General features: G+C 60.9%; 20 protein-coding genes. 6 read left to right on the top strand and 14 right to left on the bottom strand.

Going from position 1 to position 20,797, the window contains the following annotated elements:
- Positions 1-54: 54 nt before the first annotated feature.
- Positions 55-1,311 carry a hypothetical protein gene (locus Q0887_RS05750; protein WP_299193091.1) on the top strand — a complete coding sequence of 419 codons (1,257 nt, stop codon included), beginning with the start codon at positions 55-57 and terminating at the stop codon, positions 1,309-1,311.
- Positions 1,312-1,313: 2 nt separating this feature from the next.
- On the opposite strand, the gene Q0887_RS05745 is transcribed toward Q0887_RS05750, so the two are convergent.
- Positions 1,314-3,629, bottom strand: coding sequence for a UvrD-helicase domain-containing protein (locus tag Q0887_RS05745; protein WP_299193089.1), 2,316 nt, complete (start codon positions 3,627-3,629; stop codon positions 1,314-1,316).
- Between the two features lie 295 nt (positions 3,630-3,924).
- On the opposite strand from Q0887_RS05745, the gene Q0887_RS05740 reads away from it, so the two are divergent.
- Positions 3,925-4,299, top strand: coding sequence for a hypothetical protein (locus tag Q0887_RS05740; protein ID WP_299193087.1), 375 nt, complete (start codon positions 3,925-3,927; stop codon positions 4,297-4,299).
- Between the two features lie 64 nt (positions 4,300-4,363).
- Here Q0887_RS05740 and rsmD read toward each other — a convergent pair whose 3' ends face one another.
- Genes rsmD through Q0887_RS05725 form a run of 3 tightly spaced genes read right to left on the bottom strand, consistent with a single transcriptional unit; the run spans position 4,364 to position 6,946 of the window.
- On the bottom strand, positions 4,364-4,942 hold the full coding sequence (gene rsmD, locus Q0887_RS05735; RefSeq protein WP_299193086.1) for a 16S rRNA (guanine(966)-N(2))-methyltransferase RsmD: 579 nt from the start codon (positions 4,940-4,942) through the stop codon (positions 4,364-4,366).
- A complete protein-coding gene (locus tag Q0887_RS05730; RefSeq protein WP_299193084.1) occupies positions 4,939-5,736 on the bottom strand; it encodes a pseudouridine synthase in 798 nt (265 codons plus the stop codon). Before Q0887_RS05730 ends, rsmD begins: the two co-directional genes overlap by 4 nt.
- A gap of 49 nt (positions 5,737-5,785) precedes the next feature.
- A complete protein-coding gene (locus Q0887_RS05725) occupies positions 5,786-6,946 on the bottom strand; it encodes an aromatic ring-hydroxylating dioxygenase subunit alpha (RefSeq protein ID WP_299193083.1) in 1,161 nt (386 codons plus the stop codon).
- A 75-nt stretch (positions 6,947-7,021) separates the two neighbouring features.
- Here Q0887_RS05725 and Q0887_RS05720 point away from each other — a divergent pair, with 75 nt between their 5' ends.
- Positions 7,022-8,404: an MFS transporter gene (locus tag Q0887_RS05720; RefSeq protein ID WP_299193081.1), complete on the top strand. Its 1,383-nt coding sequence runs from the start codon at positions 7,022-7,024 to the stop codon at positions 8,402-8,404.
- Here Q0887_RS05720 and Q0887_RS05715 read toward each other — a convergent pair.
- Genes Q0887_RS05715 through trpB form a run of 5 tightly spaced genes read right to left on the bottom strand, consistent with a single transcriptional unit; the run spans position 8,401 to position 13,117 of the window.
- Entirely contained in the window at positions 8,401-9,714 is a 1,314-nt protein-coding gene (locus tag Q0887_RS05715; protein WP_299193080.1) for a folylpolyglutamate synthase/dihydrofolate synthase family protein, read from the bottom strand. The two genes, Q0887_RS05720 and Q0887_RS05715, sit on opposite strands and share 4 nt — an antisense overlap.
- 19 nt (positions 9,715-9,733) lie before the next feature.
- On the bottom strand, positions 9,734-10,597 hold the full coding sequence (accD, locus tag Q0887_RS05710; RefSeq protein WP_299193078.1) for an acetyl-CoA carboxylase, carboxyltransferase subunit beta: 864 nt from the start codon (positions 10,595-10,597) through the stop codon (positions 9,734-9,736).
- The gene (trpA, locus tag Q0887_RS05705) at positions 10,594-11,376 is read right to left on the bottom strand and encodes a tryptophan synthase subunit alpha (RefSeq protein ID WP_299193076.1); all 783 of its coding nucleotides are present in this window, start codon (positions 11,374-11,376) and stop codon (positions 10,594-10,596) included. Before trpA ends, accD begins: the two co-directional genes overlap by 4 nt.
- Positions 11,373-11,909 carry a hypothetical protein gene (locus Q0887_RS05700; protein WP_299193074.1) on the bottom strand — a complete coding sequence of 179 codons (537 nt, stop codon included), beginning with the start codon at positions 11,907-11,909 and terminating at the stop codon, positions 11,373-11,375. Before Q0887_RS05700 ends, trpA begins: the two co-directional genes overlap by 4 nt.
- The gene (gene trpB, locus Q0887_RS05695) at positions 11,906-13,117 is read right to left on the bottom strand and encodes a tryptophan synthase subunit beta (protein WP_299193072.1); all 1,212 of its coding nucleotides are present in this window, start codon (positions 13,115-13,117) and stop codon (positions 11,906-11,908) included. The genes Q0887_RS05700 and trpB overlap by 4 nt, the downstream gene beginning before the upstream one ends.
- 216 nt (positions 13,118-13,333) lie before the next feature.
- On the opposite strand from trpB, the gene Q0887_RS05690 reads away from it, so the two are divergent.
- On the top strand, positions 13,334-13,783 hold the full coding sequence (locus Q0887_RS05690; RefSeq protein WP_299193071.1) for a hypothetical protein: 450 nt from the start codon (positions 13,334-13,336) through the stop codon (positions 13,781-13,783).
- A gap of 73 nt (positions 13,784-13,856) precedes the next feature.
- Here the strand turns inward: Q0887_RS05690 and Q0887_RS05685 are convergent, their stop codons facing one another.
- Positions 13,857-14,504 (bottom strand): phosphoribosylanthranilate isomerase, encoded by a 648-nt coding sequence (locus Q0887_RS05685; protein WP_299193069.1) that lies wholly within the window; start codon positions 14,502-14,504, stop codon positions 13,857-13,859.
- Positions 14,505-14,608: 104 nt separating this feature from the next.
- Between Q0887_RS05685 and Q0887_RS05680 the strand changes: the two genes are divergently transcribed.
- Positions 14,609-15,061 carry a hypothetical protein gene (locus Q0887_RS05680; protein ID WP_299193067.1) on the top strand — a complete coding sequence of 151 codons (453 nt, stop codon included), beginning with the start codon at positions 14,609-14,611 and terminating at the stop codon, positions 15,059-15,061.
- Positions 15,062-15,067: 6 nt separating this feature from the next.
- On the opposite strand, the gene pyrF is transcribed toward Q0887_RS05680, so the two are convergent.
- From pyrF to purB, 3 genes are all read right to left on the bottom strand, one after another.
- Positions 15,068-15,742, bottom strand: a complete 675-nt coding sequence (gene pyrF / locus Q0887_RS05675; protein WP_299193065.1) for an orotidine-5'-phosphate decarboxylase — start codon at positions 15,740-15,742, stop codon at positions 15,068-15,070.
- Positions 15,739-16,137, bottom strand: a complete 399-nt coding sequence (locus Q0887_RS05670; protein WP_299193064.1) for a LapA family protein — start codon at positions 16,135-16,137, stop codon at positions 15,739-15,741. Before Q0887_RS05670 ends, pyrF begins: the two co-directional genes overlap by 4 nt.
- A 107-nt stretch (positions 16,138-16,244) precedes the next feature.
- On the bottom strand, positions 16,245-17,555 hold the full coding sequence (gene purB, locus Q0887_RS05665; RefSeq protein ID WP_299193062.1) for an adenylosuccinate lyase: 1,311 nt from the start codon (positions 17,553-17,555) through the stop codon (positions 16,245-16,247).
- A 188-nt stretch (positions 17,556-17,743) separates the two neighbouring features.
- On the opposite strand from purB, the gene Q0887_RS05660 reads away from it, so the two are divergent.
- On the top strand, positions 17,744-19,963 hold the full coding sequence (locus tag Q0887_RS05660) for an FAD-dependent oxidoreductase (protein ID WP_299193060.1): 2,220 nt from the start codon (positions 17,744-17,746) through the stop codon (positions 19,961-19,963).
- 10 nt (positions 19,964-19,973) lie between these two features.
- Here the strand turns inward: Q0887_RS05660 and radC are convergent, their stop codons facing one another.
- The gene (gene radC, locus Q0887_RS05655) at positions 19,974-20,723 is read right to left on the bottom strand and encodes a DNA repair protein RadC (RefSeq protein WP_299193059.1); all 750 of its coding nucleotides are present in this window, start codon (positions 20,721-20,723) and stop codon (positions 19,974-19,976) included.
- Between the last annotated feature and the right edge of the window lie 74 nt (positions 20,724-20,797).

Below are 20,797 nucleotides of genomic sequence, written 5' to 3'. Positions count from 1 at the left end.
CCGCGGTGCGCCTCGCTCAGTGTATCATTGTATTAATACACTGAGGAGATTGTGATGCGTGTGATCCTTTCGGCAATGCTGGCATCAGCAGTAGCTCTGGCCGGAACAACAATGGCGGCGGCGCAGGAAACGGACCCGAATAATCCGGTCGAGCCGACGATCATCCCGCTTGCGTTCGAATTTTCGGCAGAAGGGCTTGCCGGACCGGGGGCTGTACAAGTCCGCGCGAAGATCGAAGATGCGCAATTCATCGGGATCGGGGAAGATCACGGCTTTGCCGACGCACCCGCGCTCATTGCAGCACTCGCCTCCGAGGGAGCAGAGCACGGATTTGACACCTACGCGATCGAGGTCGGACCATGGAGCGCAGACTGGCTGCGCGACCAGCTGGCATCAGGCGGGGTCGAAGGCTACGGCGAAGCGCTTCGCGGACGTCCTCTAGCAATTCCGTTCTTGTCCATGCGCGAAGAGGCCGAAGTGGCGAGCGCCTTTCTCGAAGAAGGCAAACTGTGGGGCATCGATCAGGAATTCATCGGATCGCCTTTGGTCCACCTCGAGTGGTTTGTGCAGCGGATAGGAGATGCAGATGGAGGCGATGAGCTGCGTTCATGGCTGACAGCCGAGCGCGAGGCCTTCGCCAGCGGCAACCAGCCCGCGGTGTTTATGGCAAGTGCGGGGCCGGACAAATGGGGCCGCCTGCGGGAGATTTTCGCACGTGACGGCGAGGCGCTCGAACTGGTTGATGCGCTGGAGTTGAGCCAGTCGATATACATCGCAAACTTCACCGGACGCGGATTTGACAACAACACCGACCGTGTCGCGCTGATCCGCGAGTATTTTCTTGACCAATATGCATCAGCGCAGGGTGAGGGCGTCGCGGCGCCGCGCGTGCTCTATAAGATGGGCGCGGTCCATGTCGGACGCGCGACCTCGCCGATGAAGACCTTCGACATTGGCTCACTGCTCGAGGGCATGGCCGCCGCCAACGGGATGGAGGCGCTGCACATCGCCTATTTGCCGATCGGCGGCGAGCAGCTCTCGGTGCGCCCGTCTGCGGATGGCGCGTTTCGGGTTAGCCCTGTCAGTCGCGGCGAGCAGCTCGCCGACCAACTCCAACAGGCCGGTGTCGATATGGATGTTGTGCGTGAAGGGGAAGGGCACTTCATCATCGATCTGGAACCGGTTCGCCGCGCGATGGGCAATAGAGGTCTCAACGAGGCGGATGACATGTTCCGCTTTGTGCTGCTGGGTTTCGACTACCTCGTTACCACCAATCAGGGGCGTCCGGGCACGCCTCTAGCGGAGCGGTAGGGCTAACCCACCAAGGTCACAAAGCTGTCGATCACGCGTTTTTCGCCTGCATCCTCAAACTGGATGGTGAGCTTGTTGCCTTCCTGATCGATCACGCAGCCGGTGCCGAATTTGTCGTGGCTGACCATTGCGCCGATCACGATATCGCTGCGCGGTTTGGCGGCGAAACTGGCGGCGCTGCGGCCGGGTTCGGCGAGGCGTTGCTGGCGCGTTTCGTAGCCGCTGTCGACCGCGCGCCGCCATCCGGGGCCGCGCGATTGCGCGCGTTCGGGCCGGTCGCGCGCGACATGGGCGAAGGGATCGTCATTTTCCGACCAGTTTGCCCGCCACAATGACGCGCCGCCGGTCATCGTGCTTTCCTGCTCGATATGTTCCTCGGGAAGCTCTTCGATAAAGCGCGAGGGGATCGAGCTGGTCCATTGGCCGTAAATGCGCCGGTTCGCCGCGTGGAAGATCGCGCAGCGCCGCCTTGCGCGGGTGATCGCGACGTAAGCGAGGCGGCGTTCTTCCTCCAGGCTGGCGAGCCCGCCTTCGTCGATGGCGCGCTGGGAAGGGAAGACACCTTCCTCCCACCCGACGCAAAAGACATGATCGAATTCCAGACCCTTGGCGGCGTGGATCGTCATGATCGTGACGGTCTCTTCTTCGTCGCCGCGATCATTATCCATGACCAGGCTGACATGCTCCAGGAAGTCGCCCAGCGTCTCGTATTCCTCCATCGCGCGCGCGAGTTCGGAGAGGTTCTCCGCGCGGCCTGCGCTTTCCGGCGAGCGGTCGGCGGCGAGCATGTCGTTATAGCCGCTTTCGTCGAGCACGAGGCGCATGAGGTCGGCGGGTGTCATGACCTCGGCCGCTTCGCGCCAGGCGAGGAATTGCTGGAGCAACCCGCCAATTGTGTTCGCCGCTCGCTTGGGCAGTTCGTCGCTATCGGCAAGCTCCAGCGAGGCAGCGGCGAGCGGCAAGTTCACCCGCCGCGCATGCTGGTGCATCTTCTCCAGCGTCTTTGCGCCAAGCCCGCGTTTGGGCTGGTTGTAAATCCGTTCGAATGCGAGATCGTCCTGCGGCTGCGCGATCACCCGCAGATACGCGAGCGCATCGCGGATCTCGGCGCGCTCGTAAAAGCGGAAGCCGCCTATGATCCGGTAGTTGATCCCGATCTGGATGAAGCGGTCTTCAAACTCGCGCGTCTGGTACTGCGCGCGCACAAGAATCGCGACCTGATCCAGAGGCGCGCCTTCGCCTTCGAGCCGCTCGATCTCTTCGCCCACGCGCCGCGCTTCTTCGGGAGCGTCCCACACGCCGATCACGCGGACTTTGTCCCCGCCATTGACCTCGGTCCACAGCGTCTTGTCATGCCGTTCGCTGTTCGCGCGGATCAGGCCGGAAGCCGCGCCCAGAATGTGCGGGGTGGAGCGGTAATTCTGTTCCAGCCGGATCACCGCCGCGCCGGGAAAATCCTTTTCAAACCGCAGGATATTGGCGACTTCTGCCCCGCGCCATGAATAGATCGACTGGTCATCATCGCCGACCACGCAGATGTTTTTGCGCGTCTGGGCGAGCAGCCTCAGCCACAGATACTGGACCGCGTTGGTGTCCTGATACTCGTCGACGAGGATGTATTTGAAGCGCTGCTGATACTCGGCCAGCACGTCACTGTGCTTGCGGAAGATGTTGAGCACATGCAGCATCAGATCGCCGAAATCGCAGGCATTCAGCGCCTTCATCCGCTCCTGATAGGTCCGGTAAAGCGCCTGACCTTGCCCGTTGGCATAGGCCTCGCTTTCGCCTGCATCGAGATCGTCGGGATTGAGCCCGCGATTCTTCCAGCGGTCGATCAGTCCGGCGAGCTGGCGCGCAGGCCAGCGCTTCTCGTCCAGATCGACTTCGTTGATCAGCTGCTTGAGCAGGCGCAGCTGGTCGTCAGTGTCGATGATCGTGTAATTGCTTTGCAGGCCCGCCAGTTCGGCATGGCGGCGCAGCATCTTGGCGCAGATCGAGTGGAACGTGCCCAGCCACGGAATTCCTTCCGCGCCCGCTCCCAAATGCCCGGCGACCCGCTCGCGCATCTCGCGCGCGGCTTTGTTGGTGAAGGTGACGCACAGGATTTCGCTGGGCCACGCGCGCCGTGTCGCCACCAGATGCGCCAGCCGCGCGGTCAGCGCCGCCGTCTTTCCCGTGCCGGCGCCTGCGAGCATCAGCACCGGTCCCTCGGTGGTCAGCACCGCCTGACGCTGCGGCGGGTTAAGCCGTTCGGCATAGGCGGGCACGGGGCCGTCGGTCGCGCTTGTATCGGCGGGGAGGGGGAGATTTTGGCTCATGACATTCTGCGAACAAGTAGAGAACAAATGAATTGCGCGCAAGTTCGCACATCCGCCGCGCCCGCGCACTGTCTGGCGTGCCCAAGTCCCCCGAAATTCGCCTCAACCTGTTTGAACAACGCCTCTCGCCAGCCTGTGCCGATGATGGGATGCAGGACGCCGCGCGCTCTTTCCCAAGCGAACAATGCCTGTCATTCAATCACTTGTCTGGGCCCGAGGGTGATCTGGTCCAGCCGCGTGAACGTTCGTCGACGCTTGGGAATAGGCCAATACCGGCCGCACAATGGAGTACCCGATGCGTAAGGCACATATCTATCTAATCGGCGTTGCAATTGCGACGCTTGGCGTGGTCACTGCTTCTCCGGGCGCAGCCGCTGTTCAGGACGAGGGCGACGGACACAGCGCGCCTTCTGGTTCCGAAGCGCCCGCGCTCACTCCCGACCAACAAACCGAATATGGCAGCTGGCCGGTCGAACGTCAGGCCGAATACGAGCTGTGGCCGGCAGAGACGAAGTCCTATTACTGGTCGCTGGAGCCGGAGCGCCAGCTACTGTTCTGGCGGCTGACCGATCAGGACAAGATCGCGCTGACTGCCATGACCGGCCCGGAGCGCGATGCGGCCTGGAACCAGATCGAATCCCGCGCCGCGACGCCTCCCGAGGAAGGGTAAGCGGGCAGACCCTCCCGCATTCGCTCTTCCCGCGGACGGGTGGTCACGCGGGAACTGCGCCGGCTCAACCCTCTGCTGTGGCCGGCGTGTTGGCGGGGGCAGGCTCGCGCCGCATAAGCGTGAGCCTGCCTTTGCCCACCTTGCGTGTGGTTTCAATCGAGAGGCCTTTGACTTCAGGCTCTTCATTGAATGCCGTTTCCAGCGCGATCCAAGTCGCCTCGCCAATCCAGCCAAGCCGCAGCATCCGGTCGAGCGCAACTTCGCCCGCATTGGTGTGATAGGGCGGGTCGAGCAGGATGAGATCATGCGGTTCGCGCGCGGCGCGCAGGGACATGACCGAGCCTGTCTCAACAGTGGTGCGGTCGCGTGCGCCGAGATGAGTGATGTTGGCGCGGATCGTGTCCACTGCGGTGCGGTCCTGTTCGACAAACAGGCAGTGCGCCGCGCCGCGAGACAGCGCCTCCAAGCCCAGCGCGCCCGAGCCTGCGAACAGATCGGCGACGCGCAGGTCTTCAAAGCTGCCGAGGCGGCTGGTGAGCATCGAGAACAGAGTTTCGCGCGTGCGATCCGCCGTTGGGCGCGTTGCTTCACCCTTGGGCGCGGAAAGCTTCCGCCCGCGCCATTCGCCTGCGATAATTCTCACTTCTGGCCCCGCTTCAGAGTGCTGATAAAGCGATCAAGGTCTCCCTTGCGAATGCGCGCAACTTGTCCACGCGGCAGATCGCCCAGCGCAAAGGGACCGTAGGATGTGCGGATCAGCCGGTTCACTTTAAGCCCCAGATGTTCGAGCACGCGGCGCACTTCGCGGTTCTTGCCCTCGGTGATGGTCAATTCGATCCACTGGTTCTTGCCGCCGCTTGGCCCGGAGCCGCCGGTGCCGCGTTCGAGATTGGCGTCGATCGAGCCATAGCGCATGCCGTCGATTTCGACCCCTTCGATCAGCGATTCAAGCTGTTCCTGCGACACTTCGCCAAAGGCGCGCGCGCGGTAGGTACGCGGGATGCCAGAGGAAGGCAGTTCCATCTGGCGTTTCAGCCCGCCATCATTGGTGAGGAGCAGCAGCCCCTCGGTGTTGAGGTCGAGCCGTCCGATTGGCATCAGGCGCGGCGTATCCTTGGGCAGCGCATTGCGCAGCGCGTCATAAATCGTCGCACGGCCAGCATTGTCACGCTCGGCTGTGATCAAACCGGTGGGCTTGTGAAAGACAAAGAGTTGTGATGGCTCCGGCCCGGCAACCGGCTTTCCATCGACGCTGACGCCTTTGAGGCTGGTGAGGAAGGTCGCTGGTGTTTCGACCGGCTTGCCATCAATGGTGATGCGCTTGTCAGCGATCATCCGCTCGATCTCGCGGCGGCTGGCAATGCCGGCGCGCGCGAGCAATTTCGCAATGCGGTCGCCTTCGGGGCGGTCATCGGCCTGTTTTGGGTTTGTGGGCATGTTTATCCTTTGGGCGCCGCAGCTAGGCGCTCGGCCCGCTTCCCGCAAGTTATCTTGGCCGCAAATGATCCTCGACTATCTGGTTGAAGCGCGCAATGCCGCCTTCGAGCAGGCCGAGCGTCAATTCCGGCACCGCGCCGCTTTCCAGACCCTGTTGACCAAGCTCCGCCGCGCGGAAATCCTCGCTGGCAAAGACCCCGCCGTCGAGCAGGTTCCAGCTGCGTTCCCAGTGATCGCGCGCTTTGTCAGTTGTGGGCTCCTCGCGTATCAGCATAAAGTCATCCACCAGCGTCAGATCATGCGCTTGCGGCATCAGCACCATGACATTCACATAGTCAGGGCTGGGCACGATCACGGTGGCAGGGAGCAGCTGATAGGCGAAGGTGATGATCCTGCGCATCGCGTCCATATCGGCGAGGTCAATCCCCTCCATTTCCTCCAGCCGGCCGACGGCAGAGCGCGAATGCGGTCCGATCTCATCGCCTGCAGTCACGCCGTCCTTGAAGAACGGCCCAATCGTATTCGCGTGCAGGCGGGTGACGTGATAGCTTTCGAGGAAGGCATCCATGATGAGCTTCCAATTGCCTTTGACCGTGTGAGTCTTGCGGCGGAAGAGGAAACTGTCATCCATCCCAAAGGCGGAGAAGTCCTCGCTGACAAGGCGCGCATCGGAAAAGTCCGCGTCTGCATCGGGTGCAAACCAGATCAGGCCGCCCGCTTCGAGGCTGGGGAGCTCGACTAAGCCGTAATCGCTCTTGTCCATCTCCGGAAACGTCTCGGGACGGGGCAAGGCGAGCAGCCTGCCATCAAGCTTGTAGGTCCAGGCGTGATAGGGGCAGACCAGCCGCTTTGCGCATTGGATGTCATCGCCTTCGACCAGCCGCGTGCCGCGATGGCGGCAGACGTTGAGGAAAACGTGCGCGGTTCCTTGGTCATCGCGGGTGATCAGCAGCGGGCGTCCGGTCGCATCATGCGGGACGGCCATGCCTGCTTTGGGCAAAAGAGCTGAAGGACAGAGCACTTGCGGGAGCCGCTCGAACAAAACCGCTTTCTCGCGCTCGAAATGCGCCGGATCGGTGTAGCAGCTCGCCGGAACCTTGGCGATTGCGCCATTGCTCTGGCGCGGCTTTCCCTCGCGGATCGTCTCCGCCAGCGCCAACTGGCCCGGTGTGGCGCGCAAATTGGGTAAATCTGTTGTCGACGCGTTCATCGCGGCTTTCCTATTTCTCTCAACCAAGCGTAGTGTTGCACGAATTTAGGTTCAGACAAAAGGACGGTTGAGGCAATGGACTCAAGCACACTCATTCTTTTCGGAGTGATCGCCGCGATGGTGGGGCTTGCCTTTGTGGTCCCGTCCTTTGCGCCTTATCGTCGCAAGATGCCGTTCGTGGCGTTCCTGCTCGGCATTTCGTCCGGCTTTCCGCTGACCTTATTGCTCGGCACGATGACGTTCTGGCTTTCCAAGGTTGGGATCGACAAGTCGACCATCGGCTTCGCCATCGGGCTGACGACGCCGTACACGCTCAAGTTTCTGTGGGCGCCGTTCGTAGACAAGGCGCGCATTCCATTCCTCAGCAACTGGTTGGGGCAGCGCCGTGCATGGCTGTATGTCGTGCAAGCCGCATTGGTTCTGGCCCTTTGGCAACTCGGCACCAGTGAACCGACGAACGGCAATATCGGCACCTTCGCCATATGGGCAATCATCGTCGCTTTCTTGTCCGCAACGCAGGACATCGTGATCGACGCCTACCGGATCGAGATCCTCTCCGACGAAGAGATGGCGCACGGTACGGCGATGAACCAGTTCGGCTATCGCACCGGCAATCTGTTGGCAGGCGCGGGCACGATCTACCTCGCTTCAACCGAAGGTTACGACATCGGCTGGGCGATGGCTTATGGCGTCACCAGCTTCCTGGTCCTTCCCGCTGCGCTAGGTGCCCTGTGGGCAGGAGCGGGCCGCTACGACCCGACGACCGCGCGAGCGGCCGGCCAGAAGTTTTCCAGCTGGCTGATGGAAACCGTGGTCAATCCGTTCCGCGAGTTTCTTGGCCGGAAGGGCGCTGTGCTGATCCTACTGTTCGTGCTGATCTACAAGGTTGGCGATGCCATGGGGCAGGGGATGCTCAACCCGATGATTGTCGAGCTGGGTTTTTCCGACACCGAGTTCATCACGATCAACAAATTTGTCGGGTTCGGCGCGCTGATTGTTGGTTCGGCGCTGGGCGGACCTTTTATCGCTTGGCTGGGAATGGGCAGGGCGTTGATCATTTCCGGCCTTCTGATGATGCTGTCGAACTTCCTCTTTGTGATCCTTGCGATGGTTGGCGACAACAATGTGATGCTGGCGCTAGCCGTGGGTACGGAGAACCTCACATCAGGCATCGGATTGACGGTGTTCGTCACCTACTTGTCGGGCTTGTCGAACCTCGCATACACGGCGACACAATTCGCGCTGCTTTCCAGCTTTGCAGCGGTCGGCCGGACGTGGCTTGCGACACCTTCGGGTTACCTTGCGGAGAATCTCGGCTGGGTCGGTTTCTGGACCTTCACAGTGATCGTCGCTGTGCCAGGAATGCTGCTGCTCTGGCTAATTTGGCGCAAAGGCTTTGTTGTCGAAAGCGTGCGGCAGACCGGCGCTGGTGACGAGCCGGAACCGGTTAAAGCCTAGTCTGGCACTTCGTCATTGAGCCTTAGCGCTTCGCCCGCGAGGTAGAGCGAGCCTGCGATAAGGATCGGGTGCTCGTCAGCGGGGATGTTGAGCAGCGCGTCTTCGAGGTCGGCGCGCGCGGCTGCATCGGGTCCGAAAGCCTCGGCCGGATGCGCATCGTGGCCGGGAACAGGGACGATGGAGAGGCTCTGCACCCGCTCACCAAGCGCGTCGGTGATCGAATGTGGGTCCTTGTTGTCGAGCATTCCAAGGATGAGGTGAAGCGGCTCATCGAACCATTCGGAGATAACCTGGCCTGCGCTTGGATTGTGTCCGCCGTCGAGCCAGATATCTCGGTCATTGGTCAGCACAGTCAGCGGGCCAGACTTGAGCACTTGCATTCGCGCCGGCCAATGAGCACGCCGCACACCACGGAGATAGGCCTCTTCGCCGATGGCAAGCCGGTCTTGTGAGCGCAGCATGTCGCGCGCCAGCGCTGCATTGAGAATCTGGTGCTTGCCGAGCAGCAGCAGGTTTCTGACTTCGCCTTCCTGGTCCGCCGTGACGCCCTGACCGTCGATGCTGAAGAAGGCCTGTTCCTCGATCAGCGCATTCGTTTGCTCGATCAGTTTCGCCCCAGAGGTCGCCGCAACCTGCCTGATTGCATCGCGTGCCTCTTGCTGGTGTTGGCTAGTCATGGAAACGAGCGGCACGCCGCGCTTGGCTATTCCGGCCTTTTCAAACGCAATCCGCGCCATCGGATCGTTAGGCAAGCCTTCCTCGGGCGCCAGCAGAAACCGCTCATGGTCAATCCCCAAAGCAGCGATTCCGCAGGCTGCTACCGCCTCAGGTTCGAGCACATTGGTTGCATCGAGCCTCCCGCCAAGGCCCACCTCGACCACGCAGACATCTGCGGGGACGCGGGCGAATTCGGTGAAGGCGGCGGCGATGGTGATTTCGAAAAAGCTGCAACCCAGCCCCTCGGCGGCGTCGAAGACTTCTTCGAGCAATTTTGCCAGTCGCGCATCCTCGATCAGCTTGCCCGCAACGCGAAAACGTTCGTTATAGCGGACCAGATGCGGGGAGGTGGTGACGTGGACGGCGTAGCCTTGCGCCTCCAGCATCGCGCGCAGAAAGGCGCAGGTTGAACCCTTGCCGTTGGTCCCGGCGACATGAAAGACCGGCGGCAGGCGCTTGTGCGGATCGCCCAGCCGCGACAGCAACTCGAGGACAGCATCGAGGCCCAGAATATCACGCTGAATGCTCAGCTCGCTCAACCGATCCAGCTGCGCCTGCACGCGCGGATCATCCGAACGTCCCATATCCCTCATGATGTCAGACTAACGCCGGTCAGGCAGCTTCAGCGGGCTGGAGATAGTCGAGCACATCGGCGAGCGTATCTTTGAGCGCATGCCGGGGCACAACCATGTCGACCATGCCGTGCTTGTGCAGATATTCCGCGCGCTGGAAGCCTTCGGGCAGCTGCTCGCGGATCGTGTCCTGAATGACGCGCTGGCCTGCAAAGCCGATGAGCGCACCTGGCTCTGCAATATGAACATCGCCCAGCATCGCGTAGCTGGCGGTGACGCCGCCCGTGGTCGGGTCCGTGAGGATCACGATATAAGGCAGGCCAGCGGCCTTGAGCCGCCGCGTCATCACAGTCGCACGCGGCATCTGCATCAGGGACAAAATGCCCTCCTGCATCCGCGCACCGCCCGCTGCGGTAACCACGACATAGGGGCACTTGCGGGTCAGAGCACGCTCCGCACCTCGGCAGAACGCCTCGCCCACAGCCATACCCATTGACCCACCCATAAAGGTGAAGTCCTGCACGCCAACCACCGCCGGATGGTCGTTGATTGTGCCCGACCCTACGACATAGGCATCGCGTGTGGGAATTTCGGCAGGGTTTTTGGCGCGCGCGGCTTTGAGCCGATCGGTGTATTTCTTCTGGTCTTTGAACTTGAGAGGATCTTCGGTGACTTCGGGCAAGTCAAGCAGCTCGAAACCCGGGTCGAGCAACAACGCCAGCCGCGCATCGCCGCCGATACGCCCGTGATGCTCACAGCGCGGGCAGACGCTCAGATTGTCCTCATATTCCTGGACAAAGAGCATTTCCTGACAGGATTTGCACTTGATCCAGAGGTCTTTCTCAGTCGTCTTCTTGTCGGCACTAAAGCCGAGCGAATTGCGGACGCGGTTGAACCAGTTCATTTGCTTGCCTTTTGCATTGCTGCGACCATTGCGGCGGTGAGCTCCTGTAGCTTGGCAGGGGCGTCTTTGCCAAATTCTTCGACCAGATCGATAAAGGCGGAGCCGACCACGACCCCGTCCGCGACTTGCGCGATCTCGGCGGCTTGTTCAGGCGTGCGCACACCAAAACCGACCGCGACAGGGATATCGGTGGCGCGTTTAATGCGCGCCACATTGGATCGAATCGAGTCGATGGCGGCCTGCTGCTTGCCGGTAATCCCCGCGACCGAGACGTAATAGAGAAAGCCCTCGCTGCCGTCGATTACGGCGGGCAGGCGCTTGTCGTCGGTGGTCGGCGTGGCGAGGCGGATCGGAGCGATGCCCTTGGCGCGTAGCGCAGGGCCGAGCGCATCGTCTTCCTCCGGCGGAATATCGACGCAGATGACGCCATCGACGCCCGCCTTGGAGGCGGCATCGGCAAACCACTCAGGCCCGCGCCGGATCATCGGGTTGGCATAGCCCATTAGAACGAGCGGCGTCTTTGGGTGGCGCGCGCGGAACGCGGTCGCAATTTGCAGCACATCCGCCGTGGTGGTCCCCGCACCAAGCGAGCGGAGGTTTGCGGCCTGAATCGCAGGCCCATCCGCCATCGGATCGGTGAAGGGCATCCCCAGCTCGATCACATCCGCACCGCCTGCGACCAGCGCGTCGAGGTTGGCAGCCGTGTCCCCGTCGCCTGCAGTGATGAAGGCGACGAAGGCGGGGTGGGGGGCGGAGAAGGCTTGTGAGAGGCGGGTCACGGTTTCTTAGCTCCCAATCGGGACTCAATAATGCGAACCGGAATGGCGAAGAGTGGCAACAGGAGTACTGACCATTGGGCTATCTTGCGGATCATCAATGAACGATCACATCGATATACCTCATCAACCAGAATGACGGTTGTTGGTGCGTCAGAGCTGCAAAACAAGCTGTAGTCGAAGAAGTCCAATGCTCCGTGTTCGAAAATTTCCAGGAGCGCAGCCAAGCCAGCGGCAACAAGCAGCACATTGGCAATCGGTTTGCTTGATAAACCGGCCTTTCCAAAGAGCCCAGAAAGCCACCAATGAATTGCAAACAGGATAGACAAGATCACGCCGGCCATGATTGCCATAGCCGGTTGAAGCGTTTGGAAGGAAATTCCGCCAGCGGGACCGGGGCCATATTCCCTCATCACCTCTGCTCTATGGGCTTCAAGCAACGGATCGATGATGAAGTATAGCGCGATCGCAATGAACCAAATTATCAACAGTGAAATTAGAAGCGGTTTTCCCACTTCACCACCCGCAGTATTCACATCTCCACTCCGAGCTTCTCGGCCACGGTGAAGATATCCTTGTCGCCGCGTCCGCACAGATTCATCAGGATGATCTGGTCTTCGCTCATCGTCTTTGCGCGGTCGGCGACTGCGGCAAGCGCATGGGACGGCTCCAAAGCAGGAATAATCCCCTCGGTCCGGCACAGCAGTTTGAACCCGTCCAGCGCTTCCTCGTCGGTGACGGCGGTGTATTCGACGCGGCCCGTGTCTTTTAGCCATGCGTGTTCAGGACCGATACCGGGGTAGTCGAGACCAGCGCTGATAGAGTGGCCTTCGGTAATCTGGCCGTCTTCATCCTGCAGCAAATAGGTCTTGTTGCCGTGCAGCACGCCGGGTGCGCCGCCAAGCAAGCTCGCGGCATGTTCGTCGCCGTCCAAGCCGTGCCCCGCCGCTTCGACGCCAAGCATTTTCACGTCGGCATCGTCGAGGAAGGGGTGGAACAGTCCCAGCGCGTTCGATCCGCCGCCGATACAGGCGATCAGCAAATCGGGCAGACGACCGGTGCGGGCGAGCATTTGCGCGCGCGCTTCAGTGCCGATCACGCTCTGGAAGTTGCGCACCATCTCTGGATAAGGATGCGGACCTGCCGCAGTGCCGATGATGTAGAACGTGTCGTGGACATTCGCGACCCAGTCGCGCAGCCCTTCATTCATGGCGTCTTTGAGCGTCGCGCCGCCGCTGGTAACGGGGACAACTTCCGCGCCGAGCAGCTTCATGCGGAAGACATTGGGCGATTGCCGCTTCACGTCCTCTGCGCCCATGTAAATGACGCAAGGCAGGCCAAAGCGCGCGCACACGGTCGCGGTCGCGACCCCGTGCTGGCCCGCGCCTGTCTCAGCGATGATGCGGGTCTTGCCCATCCGCTTGGCGAGCAGGATCTGCCCGATGCAATTGTTGATCTTGTGCGCGCCGGTGTGGTTGAGCTCATCGCGCTTAAACCAGACCTGCGCCCCGCCAAGCGCCTCGGTTAGCCGCTCAGCAAAATAAAGCGGGGAAGGGCGGCCTACGTAATGCTCTAACAGGTCGTCAAACTCGGCCTGAAATGCGGGATCGGCCTGCGCAGCGCGATATTCGCGCTCCAGATCGAGAATCAGCGGCATCAGCGTTTCGGCGACATAGCGTCCACCATACTCGCCGAAATGGCCGCGCTCATCGGGCTGCGTGCGAAAGGAATTTGGTGCGTCCATCCCAAGCGGATTGGCAGAGCGCGGCCTGTGTGTCCACCAGACTCTTGACGATGAATTCTGTCGATCTGTTAATCTAATGTTGCGCCGATGCAACGCTTAAGAAAAGCTCGACTATTCTATACTTTGTCAGTTGAAATTCAGGTTCGGGGGACGAAATAGCACCTCCCCGCCGTTTCTTCCCTAATTTTGAACGGCTAGAACTTGGAAGGACAAACTATGCGTAAGATCGCAATTGCACTCGGCGTTGCAGCCGCGGCCATCTCAACCCCCGCAATGGCAGACGAAGCCCGCATCGAAGCTCGCGGCGGTATCATCTCCGCTTTCGGCACCGAAGAAGCCACAGCTGGCGTCGCAGCCGGTTACGACTTCGACCTCGGCGATACCGTGTTCGCGGGCGTCGAAGTTTCGGGCGACAAGGTACTGGTCGACGGCAGCGACATCTATGTCGGTTTCACCGGTCGTCTCGGCGCGAAGCTCTCCGAAGACACGCGCCTGTTCGCCGCAGGTGGCTACACCGTCGGTGAAGGCGAAGACGTGCCGCACCTTGGTGCAGGCCTCCAGCACAACCTGACCGACCGCATCTACATCAAGGGCGAATACCGTCACTTTTTCAGCGACTTTGCTGATGCTGATTCGGGCGTAATCGGTTTCGGCCTGCGCTTCTAATCAACTTTGAAGCAAGACAAACGGGGTGGCCTCGCAATCATGCGGGGCCACCCTTTTTTTGCCGAAAGTTCAGTCAGGCGGTCTGTGCATAGAGCGCGGCCGCGCAGAAATCTGCAATCAGCTTCTCGTCCTTGATACCTGGCGCGCTTTCGAGGCCTGAAGAGGCATCAACCAGAGGCGCTCCGGTGGCGCGGATCGCCTCGGCGACGTTGTCGGGGTTGAGCCCGCCTGCAAGCCCCCAATCGGCAGAGTGCGAGTGCCCCTTGAGCAGGCTCCAATCGAAGCCGATGCCGTTGCCTCCGGGCAGGGCTGCGTCGGTCGAGGGTGGCGGCGCATCGAAGAGCAGCCTGTCGACATGGCCGGCATATTGCTTCGAGCGCTCAAGCGTCCCTGCATCGCGCACACCCAATGCTTTCCAGACTTCTAGACCCGTAGCATCGCGCACTTTGCCGACCCATTCCGGCGTTTCGCGCCCGTGGAACTGGATCACGTCGGGGCGGACAGAGTCGACCGCGCGCGCAGTCTCCTCGGCGCTGGCGTTGACGAGCAGCAGCACCGCTTTCACTCCCTCCGGCACCCCGGCGCGCAGCATCGCCGCCTGCTCGAGCGAGACGTGACGCGGGCTTTTGGCGAAATGCACAAGCCCCACATGGCTTGCTCCCGCCTCGGCAGCAGCGGAGATTGTCTCAAGCGTGGAAAGGCCGCAGATCTTGATCAGCATCACGCTGCTCTACCCGCTCGCCCGCAGCGACGACAAGCATTGGCTTGCGCTTTGACGAATTTTGGAAGACGTTCGCACCCAAATTCTCGTGAGGGGGAACCACAATGCACATCAAAACTATCACCGCCGTGCTCTTTGCGCTGCTTCTAGCCGCTTGCAATCCGATGGCCCAACTTGACGGGGCGACCGAAGAAATCGAGCGCTTCCATTCGACCTATAACCAGGGCGATGCGCGCGCTCTCTATGGCCAGACGGGGCAGGAGTTCCGCGATGTCACGGCGCCCGAGGATATGGATGCTTTAATCGAGCATGTGACCGAGTTCATGGGCAAAATGGAAAGCACATCGCGCGAAGGCTTCAACATCAACACCAATAACGGCATGACAACGACCGTGGTGACCATGAAGACTGTGTTCGAGAAAGGCGAGGCCATTGAGACCTTCACCTTCCGCGGTCAGGGAGAGGATTTGCGGCTGGTCGGCTGGAACGTCGATTCGCCGAATTTCATGGTTGAGCCAGCAACCGATTCTGCACCTGAACCTGCCGAAGCTGAATAGAGCAGCTTAGAGCGTTGCCTCGATGGCACGCGCGGCGGCTACGGGGTCGTCGGCGCGGCTGATAGGACGGCCGATCACGAGCACGCTGGCGCCATCATCACGCGCCTGACGCGGCGTGACTGTACGTTTCTGATCGCCGACTATGCTGCCTGCGGGGCGGAGGCCGGGGACGACGAAGAAGCCGTCCTTCCACTGCTTGCGCACGTCTTTCACTTCTTGTCCCGAGCATACGATTCCGTCGAGGCCAGCAGTGTGAGCCAGTTCGGCAAGGCGCATCACATGGTCATGCGGCGTGCCCCCGACGCCAGTATTGGCAAGGTCTCTTTCATCCAGGCTGGTGAGCATCGTCACCGCGACCACCTTGCAGCCCTCGGCCGCTGCGGCCTTGGCATCTTCCATCATCGCGCGCCCGCCGCTTGCGTGGATGGTGACGATCTTGGGCTCATAGAGATGCACCGCCTGCATAGCGCCCGCGACGGTGTTGGGAATGTCGTGAAACTTCAGATCAAGGAAGATCGGCAGGCCCATATGCGCGATTTCGTGGACCCCGTGGGGCCCGTGCGCGCAATAGAATTCCAGTCCCAGCTTTACCCCGCCAATATGCGCTTTGACCTTCTCGATCAGCGCCTTGGCCTGGTCGATCTGCGGGACATCCAGCGCAAGATAGACGGGATTGCTCATGCGGGTTTGCTGTCCTCTTGTGGGGTGTCGCCGAGCGCGAGATCGTTTTGAGCCTGAGCGGCGTTGTCCACAGGCTTGTCACCGGAGATACCCACAGACCCCTCCGAAGCTGCCGAAGGTTCGTGGCGCTGCGACAACGCGTTCGACTTGATCGAGGCTTCGAGGCTGCGGATCCGACGCCCGAGGCTCCATTTCACGCTGCGGTGGTACAGCCACATTGGCACCAGACCGAGCACCCAGAAGAACAGCGCGATTATGCCAACCGGCCAGTCGAACCCGATCGGGTCTTCGGATGGCCAAATCTTGACGCGCTGCGGCTCTCCGAAATTGAGCATCACGAACACTGCGATGAACACCGCGAGCGCGACCCACATCATGGTACGAACAGCTTGCACGAAACTAGTTCCTTTTCGAAAAGTTGTCGCTGATCTGGAAACCTAGGGCTTTTCGCTCCTGAGTCCAACCAACAGGCCCAAATCGCAGCGTCAACTGGCGTGATTGCTCAGCCGAAAACCCGGGCAAAAATCGTGTCGACATGTTTGAAGTGGTATTCGAGGTCGAATTTCTCTTCGAGTTCGGCGTCGGACAGGGCCGCGGTGACTTCCTCGTCGCCTTTGAGCAGTTCGAGCAGCGAAAGCGCGCCGTTCGATTCCCACACCTTCATCGCGTTGCGCTGGACCAGCCGGTAGGCGTCCTCGCGGCTCACACCTGCCTGCGTCAGCGCAAGCAACACGCGCTGCGAATGGACGAGGCCACCCATCGCATCGAGATTGCTCTGCATCCGTTCGGGATAGACCAGAAGCTTTTCGACCACGCCGGTTAGCCGCGCGAGCGCGAAGTCGAGCGTGATCGTCGCATCGGGACCGATGAAACGCTCGACCGAAGAGTGCGAGATATCGCGCTCATGCCACAGCGCGACATTCTCGAGCGCTGGCAGGGCATATGCGCGGATCATGCGGGCTTGGCCGGTGAGGTTTTCGGTCAGGATCGGATTGCGCTTGTGCGGCATCGCCGAAGAACCCTTCTGGCCCTTGGAAAAATACTCTTCGGCCTCGAGCACTTCGGTGCGCTGCAAATGGCGCACTTCCACAGCTAGCCGCTCGATACTGCCCGCGATCACCGCGAGGGTGGAGAAATACATCGCATGACGGTCGCGCGGGATCACCTGTGTGCTGACCGGCTCGACGGTGAGGCCAAGCTGCTCGGCGACATAAGCTTCGACTTCGGGGTCGATATTGGCGAACGTGCCGACCGCGCCCGAGATCGCGCAAGTTGCGATTTCCTTGCGCGCAGCGACCAGCCTGTCACGGCAGCGGTCAAACTCCGCATAAGCCTGCGCAAGCTTCAGGCCGAACGTCACCGGCTCTGCGTGAATGCCGTGGCTACGGCCGATTGTGGGGGTGAATTTGTGCTCTTCAGCGCGGGTGCGGATCGCCGCGAGAAGTCCGTCGAGGTCTTCGAGAAGCAAATCGGTCGCCCGGGCAAGCTGCACAGCAAGCGTTGTGTCGAGCACATCGGAACTGGTCATGCCCTGATGCATGAAGCGCGCTTCATCGCCGACCTGCTCGGCCACCCAAGTTAAGAACGCGATCACATCGTGCTTGGTCACAGCCTCAATCGCGTCGATGGCTTCAACATCAATTGCTGGGTTCGTGGCCCACCAGTCCCACAGTGCCTTGCCAGCGCTCTCAGGCACGACGCCCATCTCGCCCAGTTTTTGCGTCGCATGCGCTTCGATCTCGAACCAGATTCGATACTTCGCTTCGGGTTCCCATAGAGCGGTCATGGCGGGGCGGGCGTAACGGGGGACCATTGTCGGCGGACTTTCTGTGGTAATGGTTGCAGAACACGGGTTCGTTGTGTGCGCGGCTATTGCGGGCGGGCGCACTTGGCAAGGGGGGAAAGGGGATTGCTAAGGGCGATGTCCACGCCTCTTGCTCCATCTTCGTAATTGTAACCCGCCGCGGCATTGCTGCGAAAGGTTTGGCAGGAGGAACATCTATGACCAGCGCTTCGCACACGGGCGATCAGCAAGCCCCCGCGTCTATCCACCCTGCCGAACGGTTGCAGGAGGAACGCTATCCGCCATGGGTGCGGGTGACTTTGCGTCGATGGTCGAAATGGTATCTCGACGGGACCGAGACGTTCTTTCCCTTCACCGATATCGTCACGCGATTCTTCATTGCGATGTGGTATCTGCGTTCCGGCCTGGTGAAGGCGGCGGATTGGGACAAGGCACTCTATCTTGCGGCGAACGAATATCCCGTGGGCTGGATGGACCCTGTAACGGCTGCCCAGACCGGCCTTGCGATCGAATTGATCGGGCCAGTGCTGTTGATCCTCGGTTTCTTTACCCGTCCTGCTGCGTTGGCGATGGCAACGCTCACGATTGTGAGTCAGGCGGTCTATATTCCCACCACTACCAATCTGATCGTTAGCGCGATGCTGATCTGGTATGTGTTCCACGGCACTGGTGCATTGTCGCTCGACCGAGTTCTGGCATCGGGTTTAAAGGCCAGCGCCTTTCCACTCGCAAAGCCAACCATCGCGGCATGGGACTGGTCACGTGAGCATCTCGCGCCGATTGTCATGGCGGTTCTGCGAATCTGGATGGGCGTGACCCTGCTCGTCTATGCGCAGGTGTTCGATCCGCCAATCGCCGTGCAAACATGGCTGCCTACGACGATATTTGAAGGCTTCCCGGCATGGCTGGCGGTGTTCTGGTCGGTGTTCTTCTTCACCGGCTTTGGCGCGCTGATTGTCTCTTATGGCCTGTTCTTCCTGATCGCGTTCTACATGGTGACCGGCGCGCATCCGAATGTGACTTTCTTCCCCTTCCTCTTCCTCGCTTTGTACGAGGCGAAGGGCGCTGGATTGTTCTCGGTCGACCGCGCAATTCTGGCATGGATGGAGAAGAACATCTTCTTCGACCGCGAATATTCCGAAATCCCCGATCGCTGGCCGCATATTGTGGTGGTCGGAGCGGGCTTTGGAGGACTCGCTGCGGTTGAAAAACTGAAGCGGCTGCCGGTCAGGATCACGCTGATCGACAAGCGCAATTACCACCTGTTCCAGCCGCTCCTTTACCAAATCGCCACTGCGACGTTGAACCCGTCAGACGTCGCCACCCCGATCCGCAGCCTGTTTCGCGGTGACGGCAATGTGCGGGTGCTCAAGGGCACCGTCGAGGCGATTGATACCGATGCCAAGACCGTCACCTATAACGGCGATGCCGTGCTCGAATATGACCGACTGGTCCTCGCGACCGGCGCAACGCATTCTTATTTCGGGCGAGATGAATGGGGGCCATTTGCGCCCGGCCTCAAGACCGTTGAAGACGGCGTCGCGGTGCGCGGGTCGATCCTCAACGCATTCGAGGAAGCCGAGGCGTCGGACGATGCTGAACGGATCAAACGCCTGCTCACCTTTGTCATCGTCGGGGCAGGGCCAACCGGGGTCGAGCTTGCCGGCGCGATTGCTGAATTGGCTAAAGTCAGCGTCGAGCGCGAATTCCGCACCATCGACCCGTCAAGCGCGCGCGTCATTCTGGTCCAGTCGGGCCCGCGCATCCTGCCCGCATTTTCCGAGCAATTGTCCGAGGAAGCCGCCAAATCGCTCGAAAATCTCGGCGTGGAAATCCGCACCGGCGGCCGCGTGACAGAGATCGCAGAGGCGCATGTGCGGATTGGCGAAGACGAGCTGATCGAGAGCGAAACGGTGCTTTGGGCAGCTGGCGTCGCCGCATCTGCCGCTGCGCAATGGATTGGAGCAAAGTCCGACCGCGCGGGCCGTGTCGAGGTCAACGAGCTAATGCGCGCGCTCGATCAAGATGGCGAACCGATTGCCGACGTTTTTGCCATCGGCGACACCGCAGGTAGCAAAGGGTGGGACGGAGAAGCGGTCCCCGGCCTTGCTCCGGCGGCGAAACAGGCGGGCGCCTATGTGTCGCGCGTGGTCGAAGCGGAGTTGCTCGACAAGAAATGCCCCGGACCTTTTGTCTATAAACATCAGGGCAGCCTTGCGACGATCGGGCGGAAATCTGCCGTCGCCGACTTCGGACGGTTCAAACTGTCGGGAGCGCTGGCATGGTGGCTGTGGGGACTGGTCCATGTTGGCTTCCTCACCGGTGCGCGCAACCGTGTAACGGTGGTGGTGAACTGGGCATGGAACTTCTTCGCGCAGCATTCAGGCGTGCGGTTGATTACCGAAAAGCAGGTTTAAGCCCGCCCGCCTAGATCAGGCCTTTCGCGCGCAGGCTCACATGGCCTTCGCGCCCGATGATAACGTGGTCGTGCAGCGTCACGCCGAGCAGCCGACCTGCTTCGGCAATTCGCTGAGTGATCTGGATGTCGGCGCGGCTTGGCTCGGGGCTGCCGCTGGGGTGATTGTGGACAAGGATCAACGCGGTTGCGCCCACATCCAGAGCGCGGCGGATCACTTCGCGCGGATGGATCGCTGCCTCGTCGATTGAACCATCGCCAACGTGATGATCGTCAATCAGCCGGTTCTTGGTGTCCAGATAGAGCACGCGCACGCGCTCGACATTAAGGTGCGCCATATCGGTCGTGAGATAGTCGATCAGCGATTGCCAACTGCCGAGCACAGGCTTCGCCATGACTTCGTTACGGGTCATCCGGCGCGCTGCAATGGCCGCTGCTTTCAGCGCTGCTGCGCTGGTCTCGCCCACGCCTTTGACGCGCTGCATCGCTGCCGGATCAGCATTGAGTACCCCTGCAAGCGACCCGAAACGCTCGATCAGAGCTTTGGCCACCGGCTTGGTGTCGCCTTGCTTGATCGCGGCGAACAGCAGATATTCGAGCACTTCGTAATCAGCCAGCGCCTCGGCCCCGCCTTTGAGCAAGCGCTCGCGCAGCCGGGCTCGGTGTCCCGCGCCTGCATGCTTGCCCGCGCTCAAATCGGCGCTCTTTCCGGCCGATTCTTCGGTCTGGCCGAAATCGAAACTGTCTTTAGATTGTGGCAATCTGCGCCTCACCACTGAAATTGCGAGAGACTTCATTGCCTTTCGCAGGCGATCCGCGCAAGTGATGAACATGA

The organism is uncultured Erythrobacter sp., assembly GCF_947492365.1.
Taxonomy (GTDB): Bacteria; Pseudomonadota; Alphaproteobacteria; order Sphingomonadales; family Sphingomonadaceae; genus Erythrobacter.
Note: the sequence above shows the minus strand (reverse complement) of the source record. Positions and strands in the feature narration are given on the sequence as shown.